This window comes from Enterobacter cloacae complex sp. P16RS2 (assembly GCF_014982155.1).
Classification (GTDB): Bacteria; Pseudomonadota; Gammaproteobacteria; order Enterobacterales; family Enterobacteriaceae; genus Enterobacter; species Enterobacter cloacae_M.
In genome coordinates, this window is record NZ_JADCKW010000009.1 from 374,356 (window position 1) to 396,237 (window position 21,882).

The window sequence follows — 21,882 nt, forward strand, 5'->3', positions numbered from 1 at the left end:
GCCGTACCCGAAAGGGGCGGCGAATATTACTCTTCGCTAAACCACTCGCTATTTTCCTGACGAATAAGCTGCACGGATTCGCTAATTTCCTGCAGATGCAGCGTCATCGCTTTTTCCACACCGTCCGGGTCGCGTTTTTCCAGCGCGCTGAAAATATCATGATGCTGTCGGAGCAGCATTTCCGGCGGGGAGACGTGATCGAGGCTCATATAGCGCACGCGGTCAATGGTGGCCTTGATGTTCTCGATGGTGTCCCAGGCCAGCTGACAATCCGCGATCTTCGCCAGCTTCTGGTGGAATTCATCATCAAGCTGGAAGAAATCATTGAGCTGCTTGCGGTCAATCGCAATACGCTGCTGGTGCAGGTTCTGCTCAAGCTGGTAACACTGGTTGTCGTTGATAAGCGTTGCGGCGCGGCGCGCCACCGCGCATTCAATGGCCTGGCGAACGAAACAGCCGTTGCGTACCTGAGAGAGTGAAATTTTGTTCACGTAGCTGCCGCGCTGCGGGCGGATCTGAATCAGTCCGTTTTCAGCAAGCTTAATAAACGCTTCACGTACCGGCTGACGGGAAACGTCAAAACGCACGGAGACCTCTTTTTCAGAAAGCGGCGTTCCCGGTGGGATCAGGCAATGGACAATATCACGTCGCAAAATGCGATAGATTTGCTGGTTAACGGGCTGGGTGGGATTGAGTTGCGATTCAGCGGCCATGAGTTGTCATTTCTCAGAGAGTTAGCCTGAACATACTACCATTCTTTTATAACCCGAAACAGACCCGGCCCGCAGGCCGGGAAGGGCGGATTTAGCCACGATGGACGCTAAGTCCTGCAAAACTCTGGCTGACTGGCATCATTTCCACGGTATTGATGTTGACGTGTTTTGGCAGCGTCGCCACCCACCAGACCGTTTCGGTCACATCTTCCGGCGTCAGCGCGTTAGCATTTTCGTAGGTTTTGCCCGCTTTCGCGTCATCGCCTTTGAAACGCACGTTGGAAAACTCGGTGCCGCCCACCAGACCCGGCTCGATATCGGTGACGCGAATGGCGGTGCCGTGCAGGTCGGTACGCAGGTTAAGGCTGAACTGGCGCACAAACGCTTTCGTCGCGCCATAGACGTTGCCGCCTGCGTAAGGCCAGCTTCCGGCGGTGGAGCCAATGTTGATAATGTGGCCGCGGTTGCGCTCGACCATGCCCGGCAGCACCGCGCGGGTCATATAGACCAGCCCTTTGTTGTTGGTGTCGATCATGTTTTCCCAGTCTTCAACGCTGGCTTTGTGGGCTGGCTCCATGCCTAGCGCCAGACCGGCATTGTTGACCAGCACGTCGATGGCGCGCCACTCGGCGGGCAGGTTGGCAATCATCTCTTCAATGGCCGCGCGGTTACGCACGTCCAGCTGCGCGGTCAGGATGCTGTCGCCTAATTCGTCCTTCAGCTCCTGCAGGCGCTCCTGACGACGGCCCGTGGCAATAACCTTGTGCCCGTTGGCGACGAAGCGACGCGTGATGCTTTCACCAAAACCTGCCGTTGCCCCGGTAACTAAAATAATCATCTCACTGTTCCTCAACGCTTTTTGTGTTGTACTAACATAGCACGGCCGCAGAGGGTGCGTTAAGGCAACATTTGTATGACGGCGTTGCAGGGGATGGCGGCCTGGCCTACTCTGGGAGGATACCCGTACTCAGGAGCGTAAGATGACGGCCACGAATCCCTTTTTTGACATCAGCCTGCTGCCCTATCAGGCCCCCCATTTTGATGAAATCACCGACGATCACTATCGCCCGGCCTTCGATGAAGCGCTTCGCCAGAAGCGGGCGGACGTAAACGCCATTGTGTCCCAAACCGCTGCGCCGGACTTCACCAACACCGTGCTGGCGCTGGAGAAAAGCGGTGCCATGCTCTCGCGCGTCAGCAGCGTGTTCTTCGCCATGACCTCCGCGAATACCAATACGTACCTGCAGGAGCTTGAGGAAGAGTTCTCCACCGAGCTTGCCGCGCTGGCGAACGACATCTGGCTGAATGACGTGCTTTTCGCCCGCGTGGAGAGCGTCTGGCAGGACCGTGCCGCGCTGGACGCCGAATCCCGCCGGCTGGTCGAGGAGACGTATCAGCGGTTTATTCTGGCCGGCGCGCGTCTCAATGAAACGGAAAAAGCCGAGCTGAAGGCGCTGAATACCGAGGCGGCGACCCTGACCAGCCAGTTCAACCAGCGTCTGCTGGCTGCCGATAAGACGGGCGGGCTGGTGGTGGATTACGCGCACCAGCTTGATGGGCTCAGCGCCAGCGAGATTGCCGACGCGGCGCAGGCTGCCGCGGAGCGAGGGCTAAACGATCGCTGGCTGATCCCGCTTCTGAACACGACCCAGCAGCCCACTCTTTCCGCGCTGCGCAATCGTCAGACCCGCGAAAACCTGTTCAACGCTGGCTGGACGCGCACCCAGAAAGGGGATGAAAACGACACTCGCGATCTGATCCTCCGCCTTACGGCGCTGCGTGCGCGGCAGGCCCGCCTGCTGGGCTTTGAGGATTACGCCAGCTGGAGTATCGCCGACCAGATGGCGAAAACTCCGGACGCCGCGCTGACCTTTATGCGCGGCATTGTGCCTGCCGCCCGTGCCCGGGCAGAGCGCGAGCAGGCCGATATTCAGAAAGTGATTGATGACGAACAGGGCGGTTTCACCGTGCAGGCCTGGGACTGGGCCTTTTATGCCGAGCGCGTGCGTCAGGCAAAATATGCCCTCGATGAATCGCAAATCAAACCCTATTTTGCGCTCAATACCGTTTTGCACGACGGCGTATTCTGGGCCGCAAGCCAGCTGTTTGGCATCCGCTTTGTGGAGCGCTTCGATATCCCGGTGTATCACCCGGACGTCCGCGTCTGGGAAATTTTCGAACACACCGGTGAGGGCATGGCGCTGTTTTACGGCGACTTCTTTGCCCGTGATTCCAAGCAGGGCGGGGCCTGGATGGGGAATTTCGTCGAGCAATCCTTCGAGCTAGCTGCCCGTCCGGTGATCTACAACGTCTGTAATTACCAAAAACCGGCTAACGGCGGCGTTGCGCTTCTCTCATGGGATGACGTGATCACCCTGTTCCACGAGTTTGGCCATACGCTGCACGGTCTGTTTGCCAGCCAGCGTTTCGCCACGCTCTCCGGGACCAATACGCCGCGCGATTTCGTTGAATTCCCGTCGCAGATCAACGAACACTGGGCCAGCCATCCGCAGGTGTTTACCCACTACGCCCGCCATTACGAAACCGGTGAACCGATGCCGGAGGCGCTGCGTGAAAGCATGCTCAACGCGACCCATTTCAACAAGGGTTATGACATGACGGAGCTGCTGGCTGCCGCGCTGCTGGACATGAACTGGCACGGGATTAGCGAAGCCGTTTCGAGCGTTGACGCGTTTGAAGCGGCAGCACTGAAAAAAGAGGGGCTGGATCTGCCCGCCGTACCGCCGCGCTATCGCAGCAGCTATTTTGCCCATATTTTCGGCGGCGGCTACGCGGCGGGATATTACGCCTACCTGTGGACGCAAATGCTGGCGGACGACGGCTATCAGTGGTTTGTTGAACAGGGTGGCCTGACTCGTGAAAACGGGCAAAAATTCCGCGAGGCGATTTTGTCCCGTGGTAACAGCACGGATCTGGCTGAACTTTATCGGCAGTGGCGCGGGCACGATCCGAAGATTGAACCGATGCTGGAAAATCGCGGGTTGAGCGAATAGAGTCAGTCTCGTCAGAAAAAAGAACCGGGCTTTACGCCCGGTTTTTTATACGCCTGTAACCGCTTCAGCCAAAAAATGTCTTAATATACATTCTTTATAAATAAAATGGTGACGTTAAACGTCACTCCGGTCGGTATATTTAATTTACCGAGTTTAGGTAGTAAAAGAGTGAATGATTAATAATTTGATCTGGGTTAGAGAAATCAAATATTCTTTAATCTCAGATTTTTAGCTATAAATTTTTGTTATTTTGTGCCGATAAATGAAAGTGGCATACAAATCGACGTACTAGCAGTTAAGAAGGCGAAAGATGACCCTACCTCTGAACAATCCGGGCTTCACCGATACCGAGCCTTCTAAAGGCCTGATAAATAAAACCTTTACCTATATTGTAACGTTGTTGATAAGCATTTTTATTGCGGCAATAATTTCCCTGTTAATAATAAAAGATAATGTGAATGAAATCAGCGACAAGCACGATGAATTTTTGTTAAGGAAAGCCCTCGATACCCGCCAGGAAAGCATGCGAAGTCATTTGAAAGACAATGCCGAGTGGGGAGATGCCTACAAACATCTTCATCTGAACACTGACGTTCACTGGGCATGGGATAAGCAGAACCTGGGCAAATCCCTGTATGACAACTTTGGCTACGAAGGGGTGTTTGTTCTCTCGCCGGAAGGGAGCACGCGATACAGCGTCGTTGACGGGAAGCTGAAGCTTCAGGAGCTGGAGCGCTGGTTAGACAAATCAACCAAAGACCGTTTACTCCATGAGTTGAGTATAAAAAAGGGAGTGCCGGTTTCTGTGCTAGCGCTTATCGATTCCGTGCCGGCCATTGTTTCTGCGGAATGGATAACGACGGGCGATGATACGAGCGTGCAAACCATGCCCGGAAAACCGTCGACAATGGTGTTTATAGACAAGTTAACGGCTAAAAAACTCCTCACGATTGGGCAGGATGCCGGTATCCAGAACGTTCGTACTTCTCCCGCTACAGCCACTTCTCAAATAAATAATCAGACAGAATTTACCTTAAGCACCCAGAATGGGGATGTGAAAATTATCTGGGACGGTGAAAATCCCGGCCAGGCGTTAATAATTTATTTTTTGCCATTGCTCATTCTTTCCGTCGTTCTGACGGTATTGATGACGGTGATATTAATGCGCCATATTATGCACAAGGCGAGAATGCTTGACGAAAATACGTTTCTCCTCGAGCAGGCGCGGTTGAATCTTATTACGAGTGAAAAACGATTTCGGGACGTCAGTGAAACAACCAGCGACTGGTTCTGGGAAACAGATTTATCGTTAAGGATAACGTGGCTATCGGGGCGTTTTTCTACAATAACGGGATATGAAAATAGCAAATGGATAGGCCGCAGGTTGGATGAACTCTTTCCGTCGACAAGCGGATTATCACATGACTGCGCCAGGCAGCGGGACTTAACCGAACGCTTTGAATTTAAAAACTGCCCTTATACTCACGCGCAACAAACCACGTCATATTGCACGCTTCTGGCAAAGTTTTCTGCTCAGCCTGATGGAACGGTGGTGTTGCGAGGCGCGGCAACCGACGTCTCTCAGGAAGTTGAAGCAACAAAACGCGTGGAGTTCCTGTCACGCCATGATGAATTAACCGGTCTGCCGAACCGGTATCATATAAAGGAATTTCTGGCTGGCAAGTTAGCGAAAGAAGACCTTAACCATTATCCCTTTGCCATGATTTGCCTTGATTTAGACAAGTTTAAACCCGTCAATGATATTTTTGGGCACTCCACCGGCGATGCCCTGCTTGGCGAGGTCGCTTTACGTCTTAAAAATTGCGTTCGTCGAGGTGATTTTGTCGCACGGCAGGGAGGGGATGAATTTATGCTTCTCCTCGGCAACACCAGCCAGCAAGACCAGATTGAGGAGGTGTGTCGTCGCATCGTGCAAGAGCTTAACCGTCCTTTCGCCATTGAGGGCAATGATGTGGCGATAGGCGTAAGCATGGGCATTGCGCTGGCTCCCCGGGATAGCAGCAGCGCAAACGATCTTCTCCGCTACGCGGATATTGCGCTGTATCAGGCGAAACAATCCGGCAGAAACCGATGGGTCTATTACCGCCCGGATATGTCGGAAAAGTTGACCGAACGCAGGAAACTGGAATTAGAACTCAAGACCGCGATTCGCGAAGAACAGCTCTACCTGGTTTACCAGCCGCGTTATAACCTCAGGTATTCTACTATTGATGCCGTCGAAGCGCTGGTGCGCTGGCAGCACCCGGCTCGGGGGACCATAATGCCCGATCAGTTTATTCCGCTGGCAGAAGAAACCGGGCTGATTATTAGCCTGAGCAACTGGGTCATACGCAAAGCCAGTACGGAGACGAAAGACAAATTGCCGGGATTATCGGTCTCCGTCAATATTTCTGCTATCGAATTCCAGGCAAGCGATCTTGCCGAAAGGATAAAAGAGATCCTTCACGAAACGGGGCTTGAACCCAACCGGCTGGAAATTGAAGTCACTGAAAACGTCACGCTTTCCGACCCGGAAAAAACCTTGCAGACCATGAAGTCTCTCAAAAAAATGGGCGTCCGCATTTTGATTGACGATTTCGGTACCGGCTATGCCTCTCTGAGCTATCTGCGGAAGTTTCAGTTTGACGGGCTTAAGCTCGACAAGAGCTTTATTTTTACCCTGGGGGACTCGCCGCAGAACCAGTCAGTCGTGGAGAAAATTATCGACCTGGGGAAAGCCTATTCCATGGCGGTAACCGCAGAAGGGGTGGAGACCGTCGAACAGCTGTCTTTTCTGAAAAAAAATAAATGTGATGAAGTTCAGGGCTACCTGCTTGGAAAACCGGCCGCCATTGCGGACTTAAATTTAAACGCCAACAGAGTAAATCTCTAAATCGCGCTTTTACTCAGGGCTGCGTAAATGAAAAACCGGGCTTGTCTCCCGGTTTTTGTTATCCGCTCTCCATTCGTATCCACGATCGTAAACGCCGCTTTCTATCTTACGACCAGGACAGGGCATTTCGCATGCCGAACCACTGCCGCAGCGTTCGAACCCAACAGATACGTCGATATATCAGGTTTGTGGGAAGCGATGATAATCAGGTCGGCATCGATCGTGTCAGCGAGCTTAAGGATTTGATCTTTTGGAGATCCCGTCACGGCATGAGTCTGTATCTTGTCGGGAGGGATTTTGAATTGCTTAACGATTTCATCCAGCTTGGCTAAGGCCGCGTGCTGGAACTCTTTCAGCTTCGGCATTTCTACCGAATAGGCCAGGCCTAATGATGAATAATACGGAAGCGATGGAATGACGGTAAGAAAGTGAACTTTAGCTGTGTTAAGTGCTGTATGTGCCTGAACGAAGGGGATAACCATGTGCGTCAGGCTATCCTCCGAAATGTCAATTGGAACCAAAATTGAATTATACATTTGTCCCTCCTGAGTGTTTTTTACGCAACTCAGGGTAGACCGTTAATTTCAGTAAAACAGAGAGCAAGCTGTCATAACGGGGACAAATTTCGGTTATGTGATAGGCGTACAGTGGAACCAGCCCTGATCTCGTCAACGTGGCGTGACAACGAACAGGGGCATTCGGGGATGAATCTCTCCGCGTCACGGTCCGTTTCTGCAAAACGCCAAAGCCTCAACCGGGCGCAATGCCCGGTACCTCGTTCATATTGCGTGACAACTGACGGACGCGATAATTTTATTCCCGCCCATATTCCCCATAATCAGATCGAGTAATTTTCGGTATTCCTCCCGGGTCATCACCTCCGCGCGAATTTCAGTTTTACCTTCTGTTTGCGCCGTAGCGGAATAAATCGCTTTCAGACTTAACGTCAACTCTTTCGCCATGTTTACGACGCTTTGCCGCACCGCATCTTCATGCTCATCATTACAGGTGATTTTAAGGACATAGCATTTTTCGCCTTCATGTAGCACGGGCAATTGATTAATTCGCTGCGCGGCTTCGCGTAGCAATATGTTGGCACAGAGAATAATTAGGCTGGCCATGGCGGCATTCCAGAACTGGCCTAATCCGCACAGTACGCCAATTCCGGCCGAGCACCACAGCGTTGCGGCGGTATTCAAACCACGAATATTCATTCCTTCACGCATAATGACGCCAGCGCCAAGAAAGCCGATTCCGGAGACGATCTGCGCTGCGATACGCCCCGGGCTATCAGGAGAAGTCGATACCGAACTTAGAATGAACACTGCCGCACCCGTGGCAACCAGTGCATTGGTACGAAGCCCGGCCATACGCTGGCGCCACTGTCTTTCCGCGCCAATAATTGCGCCCAGCAGCATCGCTGCGAGCAGATGAGAGATATAAGGGAACATCAGCCTGTCGCCTGTTAACGTTATTAAATAATAAGCGTCAGTGCTTTGCTAAGCACATCATAACGCCGTTTAAATGCTAAGCGTGTCAGGACAACGGTGGCGGAAAGAGTGAATGAGTAAACATGAACATGCGATGCCCCACAAATTGAGTGGTTCTTACTGTGTCGGGATACAATCGCTTAAAGAGGATTGCTGCCCACCGTTTCAGGTAAGCAGCGAGAAATTCGCGCTAGCTTACCTTCGTATCGACGATAAAATAACTTTCCAACGAAGGACTCCTGTGAAAATTTATTGCCAGTATAGTCAGGGGCGATAATGAGTAAAGCGAAAAAACAGACTCCGTTATGAATTGTTTAAGTTCGGAAAGCATGTTTTTTAAGACGTCATCTGATTTTCAAAAATACCCGGTATACTACATTTTCTTTTTTACAGGCGATAACAGACAAAGGCAGGAAGTATGTCTCTTCGTTCGCTGCGGGCATTGTGCCTGACAAGTTTTTTCATTGCGGATGTCCGCGATGGCCTCGGTCCTTTTCTCGGTATTTTTCTGACCGAACGCCACTGGACCCCCGATGATATCGGCATCCTGATGACGGCCGGTGGGCTGGCGGGATTACTGGCCACGCTGCCGGCGGGATTCATCACCGACACCTCACGCAGCAAGCGGACCGTGCTGGCGCTGGTGTGCCTGCTCATCACTCTTAGCACGATCCTGCTCTGGTTTAGCCAGCAGAGCGCTGTTGTCGCCGTTTCGCAAATTGTCTCCGGCATCTGTGCGGCGTTTGTCGGGCCGCTGATCGCCGGGATTACCCTGGGGTTGACCGGCCAGAGCGGGTTCAGCGCGCAGATGGGCAAAAATGAGGCGTTCAATCACGGCGGCAACTTTGTTACCGCACTGATTGCAGGCGGCATTGCCTGGTACTGGGGCGTCGGCGGGATTTTCCTGCTGATGACCTGTACCACGCTGTTAACGCTCTGCGCGCTGCTTGCCATTCGCAACGGGGATATCGACAACGACGCGGCGCGTGGGCTGTCCTCTTCCGCGAGCCTGCCGATTCCCGGATTTGCCGTGCTGATAAAAAACCGGGCGCTGTTTGTGACCGGACTGACGCTGCTGCTCTTTCACCTGGCGAACGCCGCGCTGCTGCCGATGCTGAGCATGAGGGTGGCCGCCGCGCCCGCCTCGATCAACCCCGGTTTGTACGCGGCGGGCACCGTTATCATCTCCCAGGCCGTGATGATCCCCGTCGCCATCTGGGTCGCCAACCGAATAGATCGCTACGGCTACTGGCGCTTAATTATGCTGGCGCTGCTGGTGATGCCGGTGCGCGCGGCACTGGCGGCGTCGACGGATGCGCCGTTAATGATGATCCCGGTGCAAATTCTCGACGGGCTGGCCGCGGGGATTCTGGGCGTTGCGGTACCGTCATTTATCGTGGTGCTGTTGCGCGGGAGCGGGCACGTCAATGCCGGGCAGAGCGTGGTGATGCTGATGCAGGGGGTTGGGGCATCCATGAGCCCGGCGTTAACCGGCACGATTGCGGGTCATTACTCATTTGCCACTGCATTCAGCGTACTGAGCGCGATTGCGCTGGTGGCCGTACTGCTATGGTGGTTCTTTGCGCACCGGACCTTGGAAACTGACAGTACGCCGGGTGGGGCATAGACGCCACCCGGCGTCACGCTTACGCCAGTTCGTTAGGGCACGCTTCGCCCTTTTCCAGCTGCTGCAGGTTACCCAGCGTGGTTTCCGAAATGCTGATCAGCGCTTCGGCAGTCAGAAACGCCTGGTGTCCGGTAAACAGCACGTTGTGACAGGCAGACAGGCGGCGGAACACGTCGTCCTGGATCACATCATTCGACTTGTCCTCAAAGAACAGATCGCGTTCGTTCTCGTACACGTCCATCCCCAGCGCGCCAATTTTCTGGGTTTTCAGCGCTTCGATAGCGGCCTGAGAGTCAACCAGCCCGCCGCGGCTGGTGTTGATGATCATCACGCCATCTTTCATCTGGTCAAACGCCGCCTGGTTAAGCAGGTGGTAGTTCTCCGGCGTCAGCGGACAGTGCAGGGAGATCACGTCAGACTGGGAGAACAGGGTCGGCAGGTCGACGTATTCCACGCCCAGCTCAAGCGCAGCGGCGCTCGGGTACGGATCGAACGCCAGCAGACGCATGCCGAAGCCTTTCAGAATGCGCAGGGCGGCGATGCCGATTTTACCGGTGCCGATCACGCCCGCGGTTTTGCCGTACATGGTAAAGCCGGTCAGCCCCTCCAGAGAGAAGTTGGCGTCACGGGTACGCTGATAAGCGCGGTGAATACGACGGTTGAGCGACATCATCATGCCAATCGCATGTTCCGCGACCGCTTCCGGGGAGTACGCCGGGACGCGTACCACCCTCAAACCCAGCTCTTTCGCCGCGTCGAGATCCACGTTATTAAAGCCCGCGCAGCGCAGGGCGATATACTTCACGCCCTGTTTTTTCAACTCTTCCAGCACCGGACGACTGCCGTCGTCGTTAACAAAAATGCAGACGCCTTCACAGCCGTGCGCCGTTTTGGCGGTTTTTTCGGACAGCAGAAAGTCGAAAAATTCAAGCTCAAACCCGTAAGCCTCGTTAACATGTTGCAGATACTTTTTGTCGTACTGCTTTGTGCTATATACCGCGAGTTTCATAAGACTTTCTCCAGTGATTTTGCATTCACGTTAGCATGATTAAAATTATCTTACAATTTATGAAATATTATTGAATTCAATAAGTTCTATCAATTATTCTAGAGCATATGTGCACCCTAACTCCATGATATTCTTACTACGAGAAATCTTCGGCGCGGATCTGAACAGGGCATGTTGCGGAAAATGTAGTGGGTAGAGGATGCTAGAAACGCCTGTCTGGATTAGGTTAAAGAATGGCAAGAGGGTATGAAAACTGCAATGCTTCCGGATGTGATGGAAAGATATTAGGAACCGGGTGAGTTTCTGAAAAATATGGAGAATGATACATGTCGCAACAATTGGAGTTGTCCTTATCTCCGCCGATGCTGCCCGCCTTGTACTATTTTGTTGTTTCTATTGCGGTTTTATTCTTACTGTTGATGGGGAAACTCAAGGTCGACAGGCTGCGTAAATATCCTCTGTTCATTGCCTATACGCTGTTTGTGATAGCCATTGCAGCCATTCAAATTAACGTTTTTGCCAACGGCTACGCGTTTGTTAGCGGTTTTTTACATATTGATTTTGATCCCTGGCGTTACGACTCGGTGTATTGGGGGGCGTTGATATTCTCCATGCTTTACCTTCTGGCGATGCCTCGGAGCAGGCCCTAGTTTCGCAACTTAACGTTACGGCATCTATCCTTAAACCTGACTTTGACTTCAACTGACTGCCTAAACATGCGACAATGATCGGCACTGCCGGCTTAATTCTTTCGCTAAATCAGGATATTAACTGCCCATGAAGGGTAAATACAAAGCCGCTCTTGCGCTTTTACTGCTGTTCATATTGTTGCCGCTGACGCTGCTGATGACGCTCGCTCAGTGGGTACCGACGCTCGCCGGGATCTGGCTGCCCGTCGGGACGCGCATCGCTTTCGAAGAGAGTCCGACACTTACCCGTCACGCGCTGGTGATCCCCGTTCTTCGCTATCTGGTTGAAGACTGCGAAATTGCCCGCATCGATAACGTGACGCTGTCACATCCGAGCCGCTGGAAGCTGGATGTCGGCGCGCTGGATCTCAATTCCGTCTGTCTGGGCAAAATTCCCCAGTCTGCACCCTCAACGGTCGCCCCTAAAACGCTGGCGCAGTGGCAGGCGGTATTACCGAATACCTGGATCACGGTTCACCGTCTGACGCTGTCGCCCTGGCAGCAGTGGCAGGGCGAGCTGCATGCGTCGCTGACCCCGTCCACCCAAGAGATCGCCTATAAAGGCGAGCAGGTCAGCATTAAAGGCACGCTGCGCGGTCAGACGCTCTCGGTCAGCCAGTTCGATATCCAGCTCCCGGACCAGCCGCAGCCGATTAATCTGGTGGGCGAGTTTACCTTGCCGCTGGTGCCGGATGGCGTGCCGGTGAAAGGCCACGCGGTCGCGACCTTTAACGTGCCACAGTTGACGTCTCTGGTCGATGCCGATCTGGACTGGGAAGACAATGAGGGACAGCTGGTGGTGATGGCGCGGGACAATCCCGATCCGCTGCTCGACCTGCCGTGGCAGATCACCGCGGAGCAGCTGAACATCAGCGACGGGCGCTGGAACTGGGATCTCTCGGGGATGCCGCTGAGCGGGCGGGTGTCTCTTCGCGCCGACAACTGGCAGCAGGGGCTGGATAACACCACCCTGACCGGACGGCTGAATGTGCTTACTCAGGGTGACGCGGGGAAAGGCAACGCGGTACTGAACATTGGACCCGGCAGGCTCAGCATGGAAAATAGCGACATGCCCCTGCATCTGAGCGGCGAGGCGAAGCAAAACGATCTTATTCTTTACGCCAAATTGCCCGCCACGCTGACCGGCAGCCTGTATGAACCGCAGCTGGCCTTTGAGCCGGGCGCGCTGCTCCGCTCGCGCGGGCGCATCATTGACTCACTCGATATCGATGAAATCCGCTGGCCGCTGGCGGGCGTGAAGCTGACGCAGAAGGGCGTGGACGGTCGATTACAGGCGATTCTGCGCGCCCATGAAAACCAGATGGGTGATTTTGAACTCCACCTGGACGGCCAGGCCAACGACTTTTTACCTGATAACGGCCTGTGGCAGTGGCGCTACTGGGGGAAAGGCAGTTTTACGCCGATGCATGCCCGCTGGGATGTCGCCGGGAAAGGCGAGTGGCGCGACAATCTTATTGAGCTGACGGCGCTCTCCACCGGTTTTGACAAGCTCCAGTACGGCACGATGGAGGTCAGCAAGCCGCGTCTGGTGCTGGATCGGCCGGTGCGCTGGCTTCGTGACCCCGAAAAACCGGCCTTCAGCGGCGCGCTGTCGCTCAACGCCGGGCAAACCCGTTTCTCCGGCGGCAGCGCGTTGCCGCCCTCGGTCCTGACCTTCAGCGTCGACGGTACCGACCCGACCATTTTCCAGTTTAAGGGCGACCTCCATGCGGACAAAATCGGCCCGGTACAGGTGAACGGACGCTGGGATGGCGTGCGCCTTCGCGGGCAGGCCTGGTGGCCGAAACAGTCGCTCACCGTCTTCCAGCCGCTGGTCCCGCCGGACTGGAAAATGACGCTGCGCGACGGGGAGCTTTACGCGCAGGTCGCCTTCTCGGCGGCGGCCGATCAGGGCTTTGAGGCGGGCGGGCACGGCGTGCTGAAATCCGGCAGCGCCTGGATGCCGGATAACCAGATTAACGGCGTCGATTTTGTGCTGCCGTTCCGATTCAGCGAGGGTACCTGGTCCCTCGGCACGCGCGGTCCGGTTACGTTGCGCATTGGCGAAGTGGAAAACCTGGTGACCGCGCGCAACATTACCGCCGATCTACAGGGGGACTATCCCTGGACGGAGGACAATCCGCTGCTCCTCACCAACGTGAAGGTGGAAACCCTCGGCGGGAAAATCACCATGCAGCAGCTGCGGATGCCTCAGCACGATCCGGCCCTGCTGCGCGTGGACAATATCTCTTCGAGCGAGCTGATCAGCGCCGTTAATCCGAAACAGTTTGCCATGTCAGGGCCGGTGAGCGGGGCGCTGCCGTTCTGGCTGGACAATGAAAAATGGATCATTAAAGATGGCTGGCTGACCAACCCGGGACCAATGACGCTGCGCATCGACAAAGATACGGCAGACGCCATCGTGAAAGATAATATGGTGGCGGGCGCGGCGATTAACTGGCTCCGCTATATGGAAATTTCGCGTTCGTGGACGAGAATCAATTTAGATAATCTGGGTGAATTGACCATGCAGGCGACCATCAAGGGGACCAGCCGGGTGGATGGCAAAAGCAGCTCCGTCAACCTGAACTATAGCCATGATGAGAATGTCTTTACCCTCTGGCGCAGCCTGCGCTTTGGGGACAACCTGCAAACCTGGTTTGAGCAACATGCGGCGATACCTGCTCCCCGCAGTTTGACTGGCAAGGAAAGTGAGGAACAACAATGAAAAAGATGGCTGGTGTGCTCACCGTTGCCGTTGCCGCGCTACTGACCGGCTGTACGCCGCGCATTGAAGTCGCTGCGCCAAAGGAGCCGATTACCATCAATATGAATGTCAAAATCGAACATGAAATCCATATTAAGGTCGATAAAGACGTTGAAACCCTGCTGAAATCGCGCAGCGATCTGTTCTGAGGATGCCATGAAACGATTAGCTCTGATTTTACTGGCGCTGGGTATGAACGTGCAGGCGGCTGCGCTGACCTTAAACGATGCGCGGGCACAGGGGCGCGTGGGGGAAACCCTCAGCGGCTATCTTGCCCCGATTCAACAGGACGCGGAAACGCTGGCGCTGGTCAATCGTATCAATGCGGCGCGCGCGGAAAACTACCAGAAGCTGGCTGACAGCAATAATTTGCCGGTCGATGAAGTGGCTAAAATGGCCGGTCAGAAACTGGTTGCCCGCGCGCAGCCGGGCGAATACGTGAAGGGCATTAACGGAAAATGGCTCAAAAAGTAGTTAGCGGTAGCGCCTGCGGTATTCACCCGGCGAGACGCCAAAACGCTGCTTAAACGCCGTAGAAAAATGGCTATGGTCGGTGAACCCCCAGCTGTAGCCAATACCCGCCAGCTTTTCATCATCACCGGTAGATTGCAGTGCCTGCGCGCAGAGATCCAGACGACGGTTTTTGATGTACTGCGCCACCACCAGCCCCTTCTCGGCAAACATGCGGTAAAGGCTGCGCACGGACATGCCGCTCTCGGCGGCAATCCATTCCGGGCGCAGTGATTCAGACTGAATATGGTCGTCAATCAGCGCCACCACATGCTGGAACTGGCGCTCCTTGCGCGGCTGAATGATTTCACGCTGCTGGAACGCGGGGCGCAGCAGGCAGATCATCGCCTCGAGCGCCGCTTCGCTTTCACGGTCACTCAGGTCGGCATTGCTCATGCTCTCCATCAGCAGGCGATGGCTCAGCTGTACCGTGGGCAAGGTGCGGGAAAGGGCGGTCGCGCAGCTTATCTCCTGAAAACGACACTGCTGCTCAATAATCTGGCGGGGAACCAGCAGCGAAATCTGGCGGGATTTTTCCCGCCAGTTGATCGAGCAGGGACGCGACGCGTCAATCAGCGTGATATCACCGGTTCTGAGCAGCGCGCGACGGTCATCCTGCTCAATTTCCGCGCTGCCTTCGAGCTGGAACACGGTATAGAACCAGGCATCATTACTCTGAGCGATCTCCTGACGGGAGCGGAACAGGTTAACGCCGCCTGCGGTCACGGTGCTGAGCTTCAGGCTGCGCGCATAGCTGGTCTCCAGCTCGCCGAAGAATTTCCCCCCGGTGGGCTGCGCGTTAAAACGCCCGCAAACCTGGTTAATTTGCGCCAGCCACTGCTGATACTGTTCCTGCTCGCTTGCACACGCCATCGTTTCTCTCACTGCACCGTCAACGTTTTCGCATTGTTGCATTTGTGTTGCATTTTGTCAGAGCTATGAGGCTGACTATAGGAAAGAACACTCACCGGTAACAGCGATATAAGCGGCAATTATCGCGATTTGCGGAGCCTGTCACAGGTGGCAAAGCGAATGTCACAGAGACAAAAGCGAGAACGCAAAACCCCACTTAGACTGGATGGACACCCTGCGAAGAATAACGAAGGAGTATCCTATGTCTGAATCACAGGTGGCCATTCAGCCTGCCGTACAACAATTTTTAGACCGACAGCATGGCCTGTGGATTGAAGGGCGTCAGGCCGCGTCGGACAGTGAAAAGCGGCTGAACGTCTTCAACCCGGCCACGGGCGAGGTCATTGCCTCGACTGCCGATGCCAGCGTCGACGACGTTGATCGTGCCGTCATGTCCGGCTGGCGCGCGTTTGTCGCCCGCAGCTGGGCCGGAAAACTGCCGGCGGAGCGCGAGCGGGTCCTGCTTCATTTCGCCGATCTGGTCGAACAGCACAGCGAAGAGCTGGCCCAGCTTGAAACGCTGGAGCAGGGCAAATCCATCAACATTTCCCGCATGTTTGAAGTCGGCTGCACCCTGAACTGGATGCGCTATACTGCCGGGTTGACCACCAAAATTACGGGTAAAACCCTCGACCTTTCCATTCCGCTGCCGCAGGGCGCCCGCTATCAGGCGTGGACGCGTAAAGAGCCGGTTGGCGTGGTGGCCGGGATTGTGCCCTGGAACTTCCCGCTGATGATCGGGATGTGGAAAGTGATGCCTGCGCTGGCCGCCGGCTGCTCTATTGTCATCAAGCCGTCAGAGACCACGCCGCTGACCATGCTGCGCGTGGCGGAGCTGGCAAGCGAAGCGGGTATTCCGGACGGGGTGTTCAACGTGGTGACCGGGAGCGGCGCGGTGTGCGGCGCAGCGCTGACCTCGCATCCGCATATTGCAAAGGTGAGCTTTACCGGCTCAACGGCGACGGGTAAGCAAATCGCCCGCGCGGCGGCGGATACGCTAACCGGGGTGACTCTGGAACTGGGCGGGAAAAACCCGGCCATTGTACTAAAAGACGCGGACCCGGCGTGGGTAATCGAAGGCCTGATGACCGGCAGCTTCCTGAACCAGGGGCAGGTGTGCGCGGCGAGCTCGCGCATCTATATTGAAGCGCCGCTGTTTGACACGCTGGTCAGCGGGTTTGAGCAGGCGGTGAAATCCCTGAGCGTCGGGCCGGGCATGTCGCCGGAGGCGTTTATCAACCCGCTTGTGTCGCGCGCGCACTGCGACAAGGTGCAGACCTTCCTTGACGAAGCGAAGTCGCGCAGCGCGGAGCTGATCGTCGGTAACCGGGGGCCGGAAGGCAAAGGCTATTACGTTTCGCCTACGCTGGTGGTGAACCCGGATGCCTCACTGCGCCTGACCCGTGAAGAGGTGTTTGGCCCGGTGGTCAACCTGGTGCGCGTCGCCGACGGGGAAGAGGCGCTCCAGCTGGCAAACGACACCGAATATGGCCTGACTGCCAGCGTCTGGACGCAGAATATCAGCAAGGCGCTGGAGTACACCGACCGGCTGCAGGCGGGCACCGTCTGGGTGAACAGCCATACGCTGATTGACGCCAACCTGCCTTTCGGCGGCATGAAGCAGTCCGGCACCGGACGTGACTTCGGTCCGGACTGGCTGGACGGCTGGTGTGAAACCAAATCGGTTTGCGTGCGCTACTAGTAAAAACAAAAGGCAACCTGGAGGTTGCCTTTTTAGTGTTTGTTCCCTCTCCCATGGGAGAGGGTCAGGGTGAGGGCATCCAGCCGCACCGGGCGAATTTTGTAGGCCGGGTAAGGCGTAGCCGCCACCCGGCTTTAATTAAAGCGACCACCGATCCCGTCCGGCCTCTTTCGCCCGGTACAGCGCCGCATCGGCGCGGGCGATGATCTCGGTGCCCGCTAACCCTTCCGCCATGCTTGCAATCCCCATGCTCACGGTGACACGATCGCTAACGGTTGACGCGCTGTGCGGTATAGCTTCTGTGCGCAGGCCGTCCTGAATACGTAAGGCCACCTTTTCTGCGATGTTTTCCGGACAGTTAAACAGGATCACCACAAACTCCTCGCCGCCGTAGCGTGACACCACATCATCAGGCGTGCGCACCGACTGCTTAAGCACCCGCGCCACGCGCGTCAGGCAGTCGTCACCCGCCTGGTGCCCGTAGGTGTCGTTATAGCGTTTGAAATAGTCGATATCCAGCATGATCACCGAGAAGGTTTTTTTCTGCTCAACCGCGTTTTCCAGCACCACTTCCATTTTCCGGCGATTGGCGGTTTTGGTTAACGGATCCTGATGCGCCAGCGCATCCAGCCTGGAGATCAGCAGCTGATTTTGCTGGTTACGTCGCCAGGCCTCGTCAAACCAGCTCAGCAGGATGAAACGCCCGCAGATCAGGATCAGCGTAAAGACGCTCCAGATAACAAAAAAGTGAAGGTTGAGGCCATCGTTCCGTATCCAGCTTGCTACCGGCAGGGTGATCCAGAGCGGGAGCACAAAGGCGAGTAGCCCTTCAGGATAAAAATAGAGCGCCGTTAAGCCAGCGAGTAATAAAATGACGCACAGCGGCCAGACGTGCGGGAGCAGCAGCTGGGTGATAAACCAAAAGCAGGAGACCGACCAGATGGCGCTGCAGATAAACAGTACCACGCTAATGCCGGCGATGCGTCGCCAGGCCATGAGGATCAGCGCAGCTGAGAGGATGATAATGCCGAGCATGGAGGCATCGACCATTCTCGTCAGCTGCGGCGAGTGGGGATAAAGGGGATCGCTGGTATTAAGCAGGACGTGTCGCAGCAGAATCATCACCGCGAAGCTGATATTCACGAAGGCCAGCCACGGCAGGTTCATCGCCAGCCCGTGCATGACCATGGCGTGGCGCGTCGGCCAGGTTGCCCGTTCAAGTGTCGGTTTTTTTCTTTTTTCCATAAAGCCCTTTCCCGTCCGGGGGATAAATCATGCAGGTGAGATATCAGTAACTATAAGCAAGCCAGGACGATCCTCAAACGCTGGGGCAAAAAAAACCGGGCAATTGCCCGGCGGGTGGTTATTTTTCGTCTTTCTTCTTCCCGAGCGTTGGCGTCTCGTCGAAGAAGTTCCACGGCTTAAGCAGAGTATGCACCCATTCCGTCGGCATTATCGGCCACTCTTCCGCGCGGGCGACGTGGGTGGTGCCGGTGGTCATCCAGACCACGTCGTCCTGGTCGTTAAGCGACTCGTTATCCTTACTGTACTGCCCCAGGCCCGTGTCGTGTACGGAGCGGTTCGGGAATTTTCCTTCCGGGTAGAGCTCATCCGGGTGGTAACGAGTCACCCACAGCTGTTTGTCCATAAAGCTCAGGCGATGGTAAATCCACTCGTCCGGGGCAAATTTCGCGCCGGTCGCCACCGGGTGCGTACCGCCCGCGTAAGGGATAATCTGGTACGAGACCGGGTTGCCCATGCGGTTCTCTTTACTGGTGTTGCTCAGCAGCCGAATGGTGCCCGGGTCGAACTTCTGCGCCGCCTGCTGCTCGGTATCAATATCGTACTGATTGATCTGCATGGTGCTGGTGCGCGGGCCCCCGGCGGTATTCGGCTTCACTTCCGGATCCATCGCCACCAGCTTGTTATTGATGCCGTCCACGTCCATATCAAGACGGAAGTTGTAGATGTGCTGGTGCGTGGTGCCCACGATGTTATGGTCGATCAGCGTGCCGTATTTTGTGTCGTCTTTGGCGGTGGCGTCGTGCATGGTTTTCGCCTGAACGCCTTTCACCGCCTCGATACCCGTTGCGCCGGCGTCAATGCCGATGGTGCCATTTTCATGGAACACCCAGTCAAAGATGTAATCGTAGTTGCCCACGGTACTCACCCAGCGCACCACCAGCTCGCGGCGCTCGGTGCTGACGTTTGGCTGGCCCATCTCCTGATGTTTGTATTCCGGACCGGCGTAGCGTTCGAAAATGGCGATCGCGCGCGGGATCTCCATCGGCGCGCCGGTATAATCCGGGATTGTTTCATTGAGCATCACGGCGTTGGACGGCACGTCTTTACCGCGCACCAGCGGTGAGGTCAGGGTGCCCATACCGTAGTCGCCGGAGTCGAGATAGGCTTTAAAGTACCAGCCCACGTCCGGATCGCCATAAGGGACGATCATGCCGCCGAGCGACCCCTGATACATCACCTGGCGCTTTTTGCCGTTGTCGTTATAGGTGACGGTTGAAATCATCGGGCCGACGCGGGAGTCCAGGCTCAGGTGGAAATCCCAGTTCTGCCAGTGCACCATATCGCCGGTGATGGTGTAGTTCTTGCCTTCCGGCTCAGTGATGTTGAGCGGTTTTTTCGGCGTCTCTATACGGTCGCGTCCATCATAGGGACGCGGGGTCATGGGAACCGGAACAACGGCGCCTTCTTCAATCTTCTGGATCTTTTTCTGTTCAAGATCGACCACGGCCACCAGGTTCTCAATCGGGTGCGCCCAGTAGTTGCCGTCGCCCACGTCCAGGTAGCTCACCACCTTCAGCAGGCGATCTTCCTGCTTCAGGCCGTCTTTACCGTCGAAATAGCCGACGGTCAGCGGCGTGGTAATCACTTTTTTCGGGTCGGTGATGCCGTGTTTTTTAAGCACCTCGGCGAACTCGGTGCTTTCGTTGATGATCTGCTGAACCGCGGTGAAATCATCCAGCAGCACCATGCCGTGCGCGTCTTTTACCGGTTCCCAGCGCAGGATTTTTTTATCCTTCAGGTCTACCACGCTTTCGACAACGTGCTTGCCATCGAGCATGACGATCTTCGCCTGGCGAGGGGCATCCACTGCCGTACCGTTAAGCACAAAGTCCCACACTTTGGCTTTCTCGGGCTCTGCCAGGGCGATCTGGGTAAAGCGGGTATTCGGTTTAAAGTCCGCCGAGGTTTTCACAATCTCAACGGCCTGCTTAATTTCGTCCGCCGTCAGCGCGTTTAACGGGTGAGGGCGTTTTTCTACCTGGAAGGTCTGGTCAAGGCCGGACTGGAAAACATCGTTGATGAAGGTATCGGAAATAAAGGCTTTCTTGCCTTTCATCACCACCGGCACTTCCAGCTTGAGGGTTTTACCGTTGACGATGGCGGTTTTTGCGCCCGGTTTGACCTTCACAAAGGCACCGTCTTTCGCAATGATGAACATCTGTGCGTAATCATCCCACTGAACGTCCGCGCCAAAGTCCTGCAGCGTTTTGTCCATCGGGACCATATGCGCCTCACTGCCGTGGGCGAAAACAGGGGATTGCCAGGCGCAACACAGCGCAACGGCCATGGCCAGCGCCGTTCTACGGGCAGAAAAAGAAGAATTGCTTCCCATCGTAGACCTCATCTTGTTGTGTTTATTGTGTTGTGACAGTCTTATCCTGACAGGCCCATGAGAAAAGCGTTTGCCTGCATCTGCCAGGTTATTTGCCAGTCTTGCCAGGTTAAAAAAAGAGCGGGGATACGTCACATCCCCGAGATAGAGGCTTCATGGGATCAGTAAGGTGATCTATCCAGATAAATACGCACGTCGAACCCAACTGTAGTGAAAGAGTAAATATTTCCGCGAACGCGGAGATAAATATCTCCGTTTGTTACCGTTGCTGTGGCTTTAGCATCGTTGGTAACCATGACAGGTTTGATATCTGATACGTGAGACATAAAATCTTCAGTGCTTTTTTTCGCATCATAGAGATAAAAGTGAAACGTATCTCTGGATAAAGAACTCGCTTCAACCTGGGTTATGTAGAGAGCTAAACGATCATTAACGATAATTTTTTCCTGAAATTTTTCATACACGGTAAACAGATCGCGGAAAGGGTATAAGATAAACCCCAGAAAAATGACAACCGCCACTACGATTCGCCAGTTAAAATCCCGAACGTCGTGCATAATCTATTCCTGCCCTAATCCATAATTGATCAACAGGGTCATCTCCATAAGCACTGGCACCATGATATTTAGCAAATTCTACCGGATCGCTTGTGCCAGCAAGGATCTGCGCAGTACCTGCACCGCGTAGCAGCACTCCATCAGGAATGCCCGCCGCCGCGCCAACCGCACCGTAATGAAAATTTCCAAAGTTAGCGTATTGCGAACGGCCTTGCTTATAGTCCCACGGGCCATGATTTCTCACCATTTGATAAAACCAGATGTACGTCATCATTGAGGGACCGCCATGAAATCGAGCGATGACCATATGGCTGACAACGTCAACGCCCGGGGGCGAAAATGAAGCAATATCGTATGGAGTA

General features: G+C 54.9%; 18 protein-coding genes. 8 read left to right on the top strand and 10 right to left on the bottom strand.

What is annotated here, in order from left to right; translation table 11 throughout:
* Window positions 1–26: 26 nt before the first annotated feature.
* Window positions 27–713: a GntR family transcriptional regulator gene (locus INF68_RS06855; RefSeq protein ID WP_126787200.1), complete on the bottom strand. Its 687-nt coding sequence runs from the start codon at window positions 711–713 to the stop codon at window positions 27–29.
* Between the two features lie 91 nt (window positions 714–804).
* Window positions 805–1,551, bottom strand: a complete 747-nt coding sequence (gene ydfG / locus INF68_RS06860; RefSeq protein ID WP_023311558.1) for a bifunctional NADP-dependent 3-hydroxy acid dehydrogenase/3-hydroxypropionate dehydrogenase YdfG — start codon at window positions 1,549–1,551, stop codon at window positions 805–807.
* 142 nt (window positions 1,552–1,693) lie between these two features.
* Here ydfG and dcp point away from each other — a divergent pair, with 142 nt between their 5' ends.
* Both dcp and INF68_RS06870 read left to right on the top strand, forming a co-directional pair.
* Window positions 1,694–3,727 carry a peptidyl-dipeptidase Dcp gene (dcp, locus tag INF68_RS06865; protein WP_126787199.1) on the top strand — a complete coding sequence of 678 codons (2,034 nt, stop codon included), beginning with the start codon at window positions 1,694–1,696 and terminating at the stop codon, window positions 3,725–3,727.
* A 310-nt stretch (window positions 3,728–4,037) separates the two neighbouring features.
* Window positions 4,038–6,620: an EAL domain-containing protein gene (locus INF68_RS06870; RefSeq protein WP_193525290.1), complete on the top strand. Its 2,583-nt coding sequence runs from the start codon at window positions 4,038–4,040 to the stop codon at window positions 6,618–6,620.
* 101 nt (window positions 6,621–6,721) lie between these two features.
* On the opposite strand, the gene uspF is transcribed toward INF68_RS06870, so the two are convergent.
* Both uspF and INF68_RS06880 read right to left on the bottom strand, forming a co-directional pair.
* Complete coding sequence (uspF, locus tag INF68_RS06875) at window positions 6,722–7,156, bottom strand: universal stress protein UspF (protein ID WP_023292544.1); 435 nt, start codon at window positions 7,154–7,156, stop codon at window positions 6,722–6,724.
* 243 nt (window positions 7,157–7,399) lie between these two features.
* On the bottom strand, window positions 7,400–8,071 hold the full coding sequence (locus INF68_RS06880) for an MgtC family protein (protein WP_023292541.1): 672 nt from the start codon (window positions 8,069–8,071) through the stop codon (window positions 7,400–7,402).
* 457 nt (window positions 8,072–8,528) lie between these two features.
* Here INF68_RS06880 and INF68_RS06885 point away from each other — a divergent pair, with 457 nt between their 5' ends.
* Window positions 8,529–9,737, top strand: a complete 1,209-nt coding sequence (locus tag INF68_RS06885) for an MFS transporter (RefSeq protein WP_126787197.1) — start codon at window positions 8,529–8,531, stop codon at window positions 9,735–9,737.
* A 19-nt stretch (window positions 9,738–9,756) separates the two neighbouring features.
* Here INF68_RS06885 and INF68_RS06890 read toward each other — a convergent pair whose 3' ends face one another.
* The gene (locus INF68_RS06890) at window positions 9,757–10,746 is read right to left on the bottom strand and encodes a 2-hydroxyacid dehydrogenase (RefSeq protein WP_023311563.1); all 990 of its coding nucleotides are present in this window, start codon (window positions 10,744–10,746) and stop codon (window positions 9,757–9,759) included.
* Between the two features lie 326 nt (window positions 10,747–11,072).
* Between INF68_RS06890 and INF68_RS06895 the strand changes: the two genes are divergently transcribed.
* From INF68_RS06895 to INF68_RS06910, 4 genes are all read left to right on the top strand, one after another.
* Complete coding sequence (locus INF68_RS06895) at window positions 11,073–11,396, top strand: hypothetical protein (RefSeq protein ID WP_126787196.1); 324 nt, start codon at window positions 11,073–11,075, stop codon at window positions 11,394–11,396.
* Between the two features lie 127 nt (window positions 11,397–11,523).
* On the top strand, window positions 11,524–14,163 hold the full coding sequence (locus tag INF68_RS06900; RefSeq protein WP_126787195.1) for a YdbH family protein: 2,640 nt from the start codon (window positions 11,524–11,526) through the stop codon (window positions 14,161–14,163).
* Entirely contained in the window at window positions 14,160–14,351 is a 192-nt protein-coding gene (locus INF68_RS06905) for a YnbE family lipoprotein (protein ID WP_014169918.1), read from the top strand. The genes INF68_RS06900 and INF68_RS06905 overlap by 4 nt, the downstream gene beginning before the upstream one ends.
* A gap of 7 nt (window positions 14,352–14,358) precedes the next feature.
* Complete coding sequence (locus INF68_RS06910; protein WP_023311566.1) at window positions 14,359–14,676, top strand: YdbL family protein; 318 nt, start codon at window positions 14,359–14,361, stop codon at window positions 14,674–14,676.
* Here INF68_RS06910 and feaR read toward each other — a convergent pair whose 3' ends face one another.
* The gene (feaR, locus tag INF68_RS06915; RefSeq protein WP_033145415.1) at window positions 14,677–15,585 is read right to left on the bottom strand and encodes a transcriptional regulator FeaR; all 909 of its coding nucleotides are present in this window, start codon (window positions 15,583–15,585) and stop codon (window positions 14,677–14,679) included.
* A 241-nt stretch (window positions 15,586–15,826) separates the two neighbouring features.
* Here feaR and INF68_RS06920 point away from each other — a divergent pair, with 241 nt between their 5' ends.
* On the top strand, window positions 15,827–17,326 hold the full coding sequence (locus INF68_RS06920) for an aldehyde dehydrogenase family protein (RefSeq protein WP_126787194.1): 1,500 nt from the start codon (window positions 15,827–15,829) through the stop codon (window positions 17,324–17,326).
* Between the two features lie 138 nt (window positions 17,327–17,464).
* Here the strand turns inward: INF68_RS06920 and INF68_RS06925 are convergent, their stop codons facing one another.
* The 4 genes from INF68_RS06925 to INF68_RS06940 form a co-directional block, all read right to left on the bottom strand.
* Window positions 17,465–18,571 carry a GGDEF domain-containing protein gene (locus tag INF68_RS06925; protein ID WP_047742015.1) on the bottom strand — a complete coding sequence of 369 codons (1,107 nt, stop codon included), beginning with the start codon at window positions 18,569–18,571 and terminating at the stop codon, window positions 17,465–17,467.
* Window positions 18,572–18,689: 118 nt separating this feature from the next.
* Window positions 18,690–20,963, bottom strand: a complete 2,274-nt coding sequence (tynA, locus tag INF68_RS06930; protein WP_126787193.1) for a primary-amine oxidase — start codon at window positions 20,961–20,963, stop codon at window positions 18,690–18,692.
* Between the two features lie 161 nt (window positions 20,964–21,124).
* Window positions 21,125–21,520: a hypothetical protein gene (locus INF68_RS06935; RefSeq protein ID WP_045398970.1), complete on the bottom strand. Its 396-nt coding sequence runs from the start codon at window positions 21,518–21,520 to the stop codon at window positions 21,125–21,127.
* The gene (locus INF68_RS06940) at window positions 21,498–21,794 is read right to left on the bottom strand and encodes a polymorphic toxin type 44 domain-containing protein (protein WP_223604042.1); all 297 of its coding nucleotides are present in this window, start codon (window positions 21,792–21,794) and stop codon (window positions 21,498–21,500) included. The genes INF68_RS06935 and INF68_RS06940 overlap by 23 nt, the downstream gene beginning before the upstream one ends.
* Between the last annotated feature and the right edge of the window lie 88 nt (window positions 21,795–21,882).

Excerpts from the sequence above, each read along its gene's own strand:
- ydfG (WP_023311558.1), bottom strand. The coding sequence starts at position 1,551 with ATGATTATTTTAGTTACCGGGGCAACGGCAGGTTTTGGTGAAAGCATC.
- dcp (WP_126787199.1), top strand. The coding sequence starts at position 1,694 with ATGACGGCCACGAATCCCTTTTTTGACATCAGCCTGCTGCCCTATCAG.
- INF68_RS06855 (WP_126787200.1), bottom strand. The coding sequence starts at position 713 with ATGGCCGCTGAATCGCAACTCAATCCCACCCAGCCCGTTAACCAGCAA.
- INF68_RS06895 (WP_126787196.1), top strand. The coding sequence starts at position 11,073 with ATGTCGCAACAATTGGAGTTGTCCTTATCTCCGCCGATGCTGCCCGCC.
- uspF (WP_023292544.1), bottom strand. The coding sequence starts at position 7,156 with ATGTATAATTCAATTTTGGTTCCAATTGACATTTCGGAGGATAGCCTG.
- INF68_RS06920 (WP_126787194.1), top strand. The coding sequence starts at position 15,827 with ATGTCTGAATCACAGGTGGCCATTCAGCCTGCCGTACAACAATTTTTA.
- INF68_RS06900 (WP_126787195.1), top strand. The coding sequence starts at position 11,524 with ATGAAGGGTAAATACAAAGCCGCTCTTGCGCTTTTACTGCTGTTCATA.
- INF68_RS06905 (WP_014169918.1), top strand. The coding sequence starts at position 14,160 with ATGAAAAAGATGGCTGGTGTGCTCACCGTTGCCGTTGCCGCGCTACTG.
- INF68_RS06870 (WP_193525290.1), top strand. The coding sequence starts at position 4,038 with ATGACCCTACCTCTGAACAATCCGGGCTTCACCGATACCGAGCCTTCT.
- INF68_RS06885 (WP_126787197.1), top strand. The coding sequence starts at position 8,529 with ATGTCTCTTCGTTCGCTGCGGGCATTGTGCCTGACAAGTTTTTTCATT.
- INF68_RS06890 (WP_023311563.1), bottom strand. The coding sequence starts at position 10,746 with ATGAAACTCGCGGTATATAGCACAAAGCAGTACGACAAAAAGTATCTG.
- INF68_RS06935 (WP_045398970.1), bottom strand. The coding sequence starts at position 21,520 with ATGCACGACGTTCGGGATTTTAACTGGCGAATCGTAGTGGCGGTTGTC.
- INF68_RS06880 (WP_023292541.1), bottom strand. The coding sequence starts at position 8,071 with ATGTTCCCTTATATCTCTCATCTGCTCGCAGCGATGCTGCTGGGCGCA.
- INF68_RS06910 (WP_023311566.1), top strand. The coding sequence starts at position 14,359 with ATGAAACGATTAGCTCTGATTTTACTGGCGCTGGGTATGAACGTGCAG.
- INF68_RS06940 (WP_223604042.1), bottom strand. The coding sequence starts at position 21,794 with ATGATGACGTACATCTGGTTTTATCAAATGGTGAGAAATCATGGCCCG.
- feaR (WP_033145415.1), bottom strand. The coding sequence starts at position 15,585 with ATGGCGTGTGCAAGCGAGCAGGAACAGTATCAGCAGTGGCTGGCGCAA.
- tynA (WP_126787193.1), bottom strand. The coding sequence starts at position 20,963 with ATGGGAAGCAATTCTTCTTTTTCTGCCCGTAGAACGGCGCTGGCCATG.
- INF68_RS06925 (WP_047742015.1), bottom strand. The coding sequence starts at position 18,571 with ATGGAAAAAAGAAAAAAACCGACACTTGAACGGGCAACCTGGCCGACG.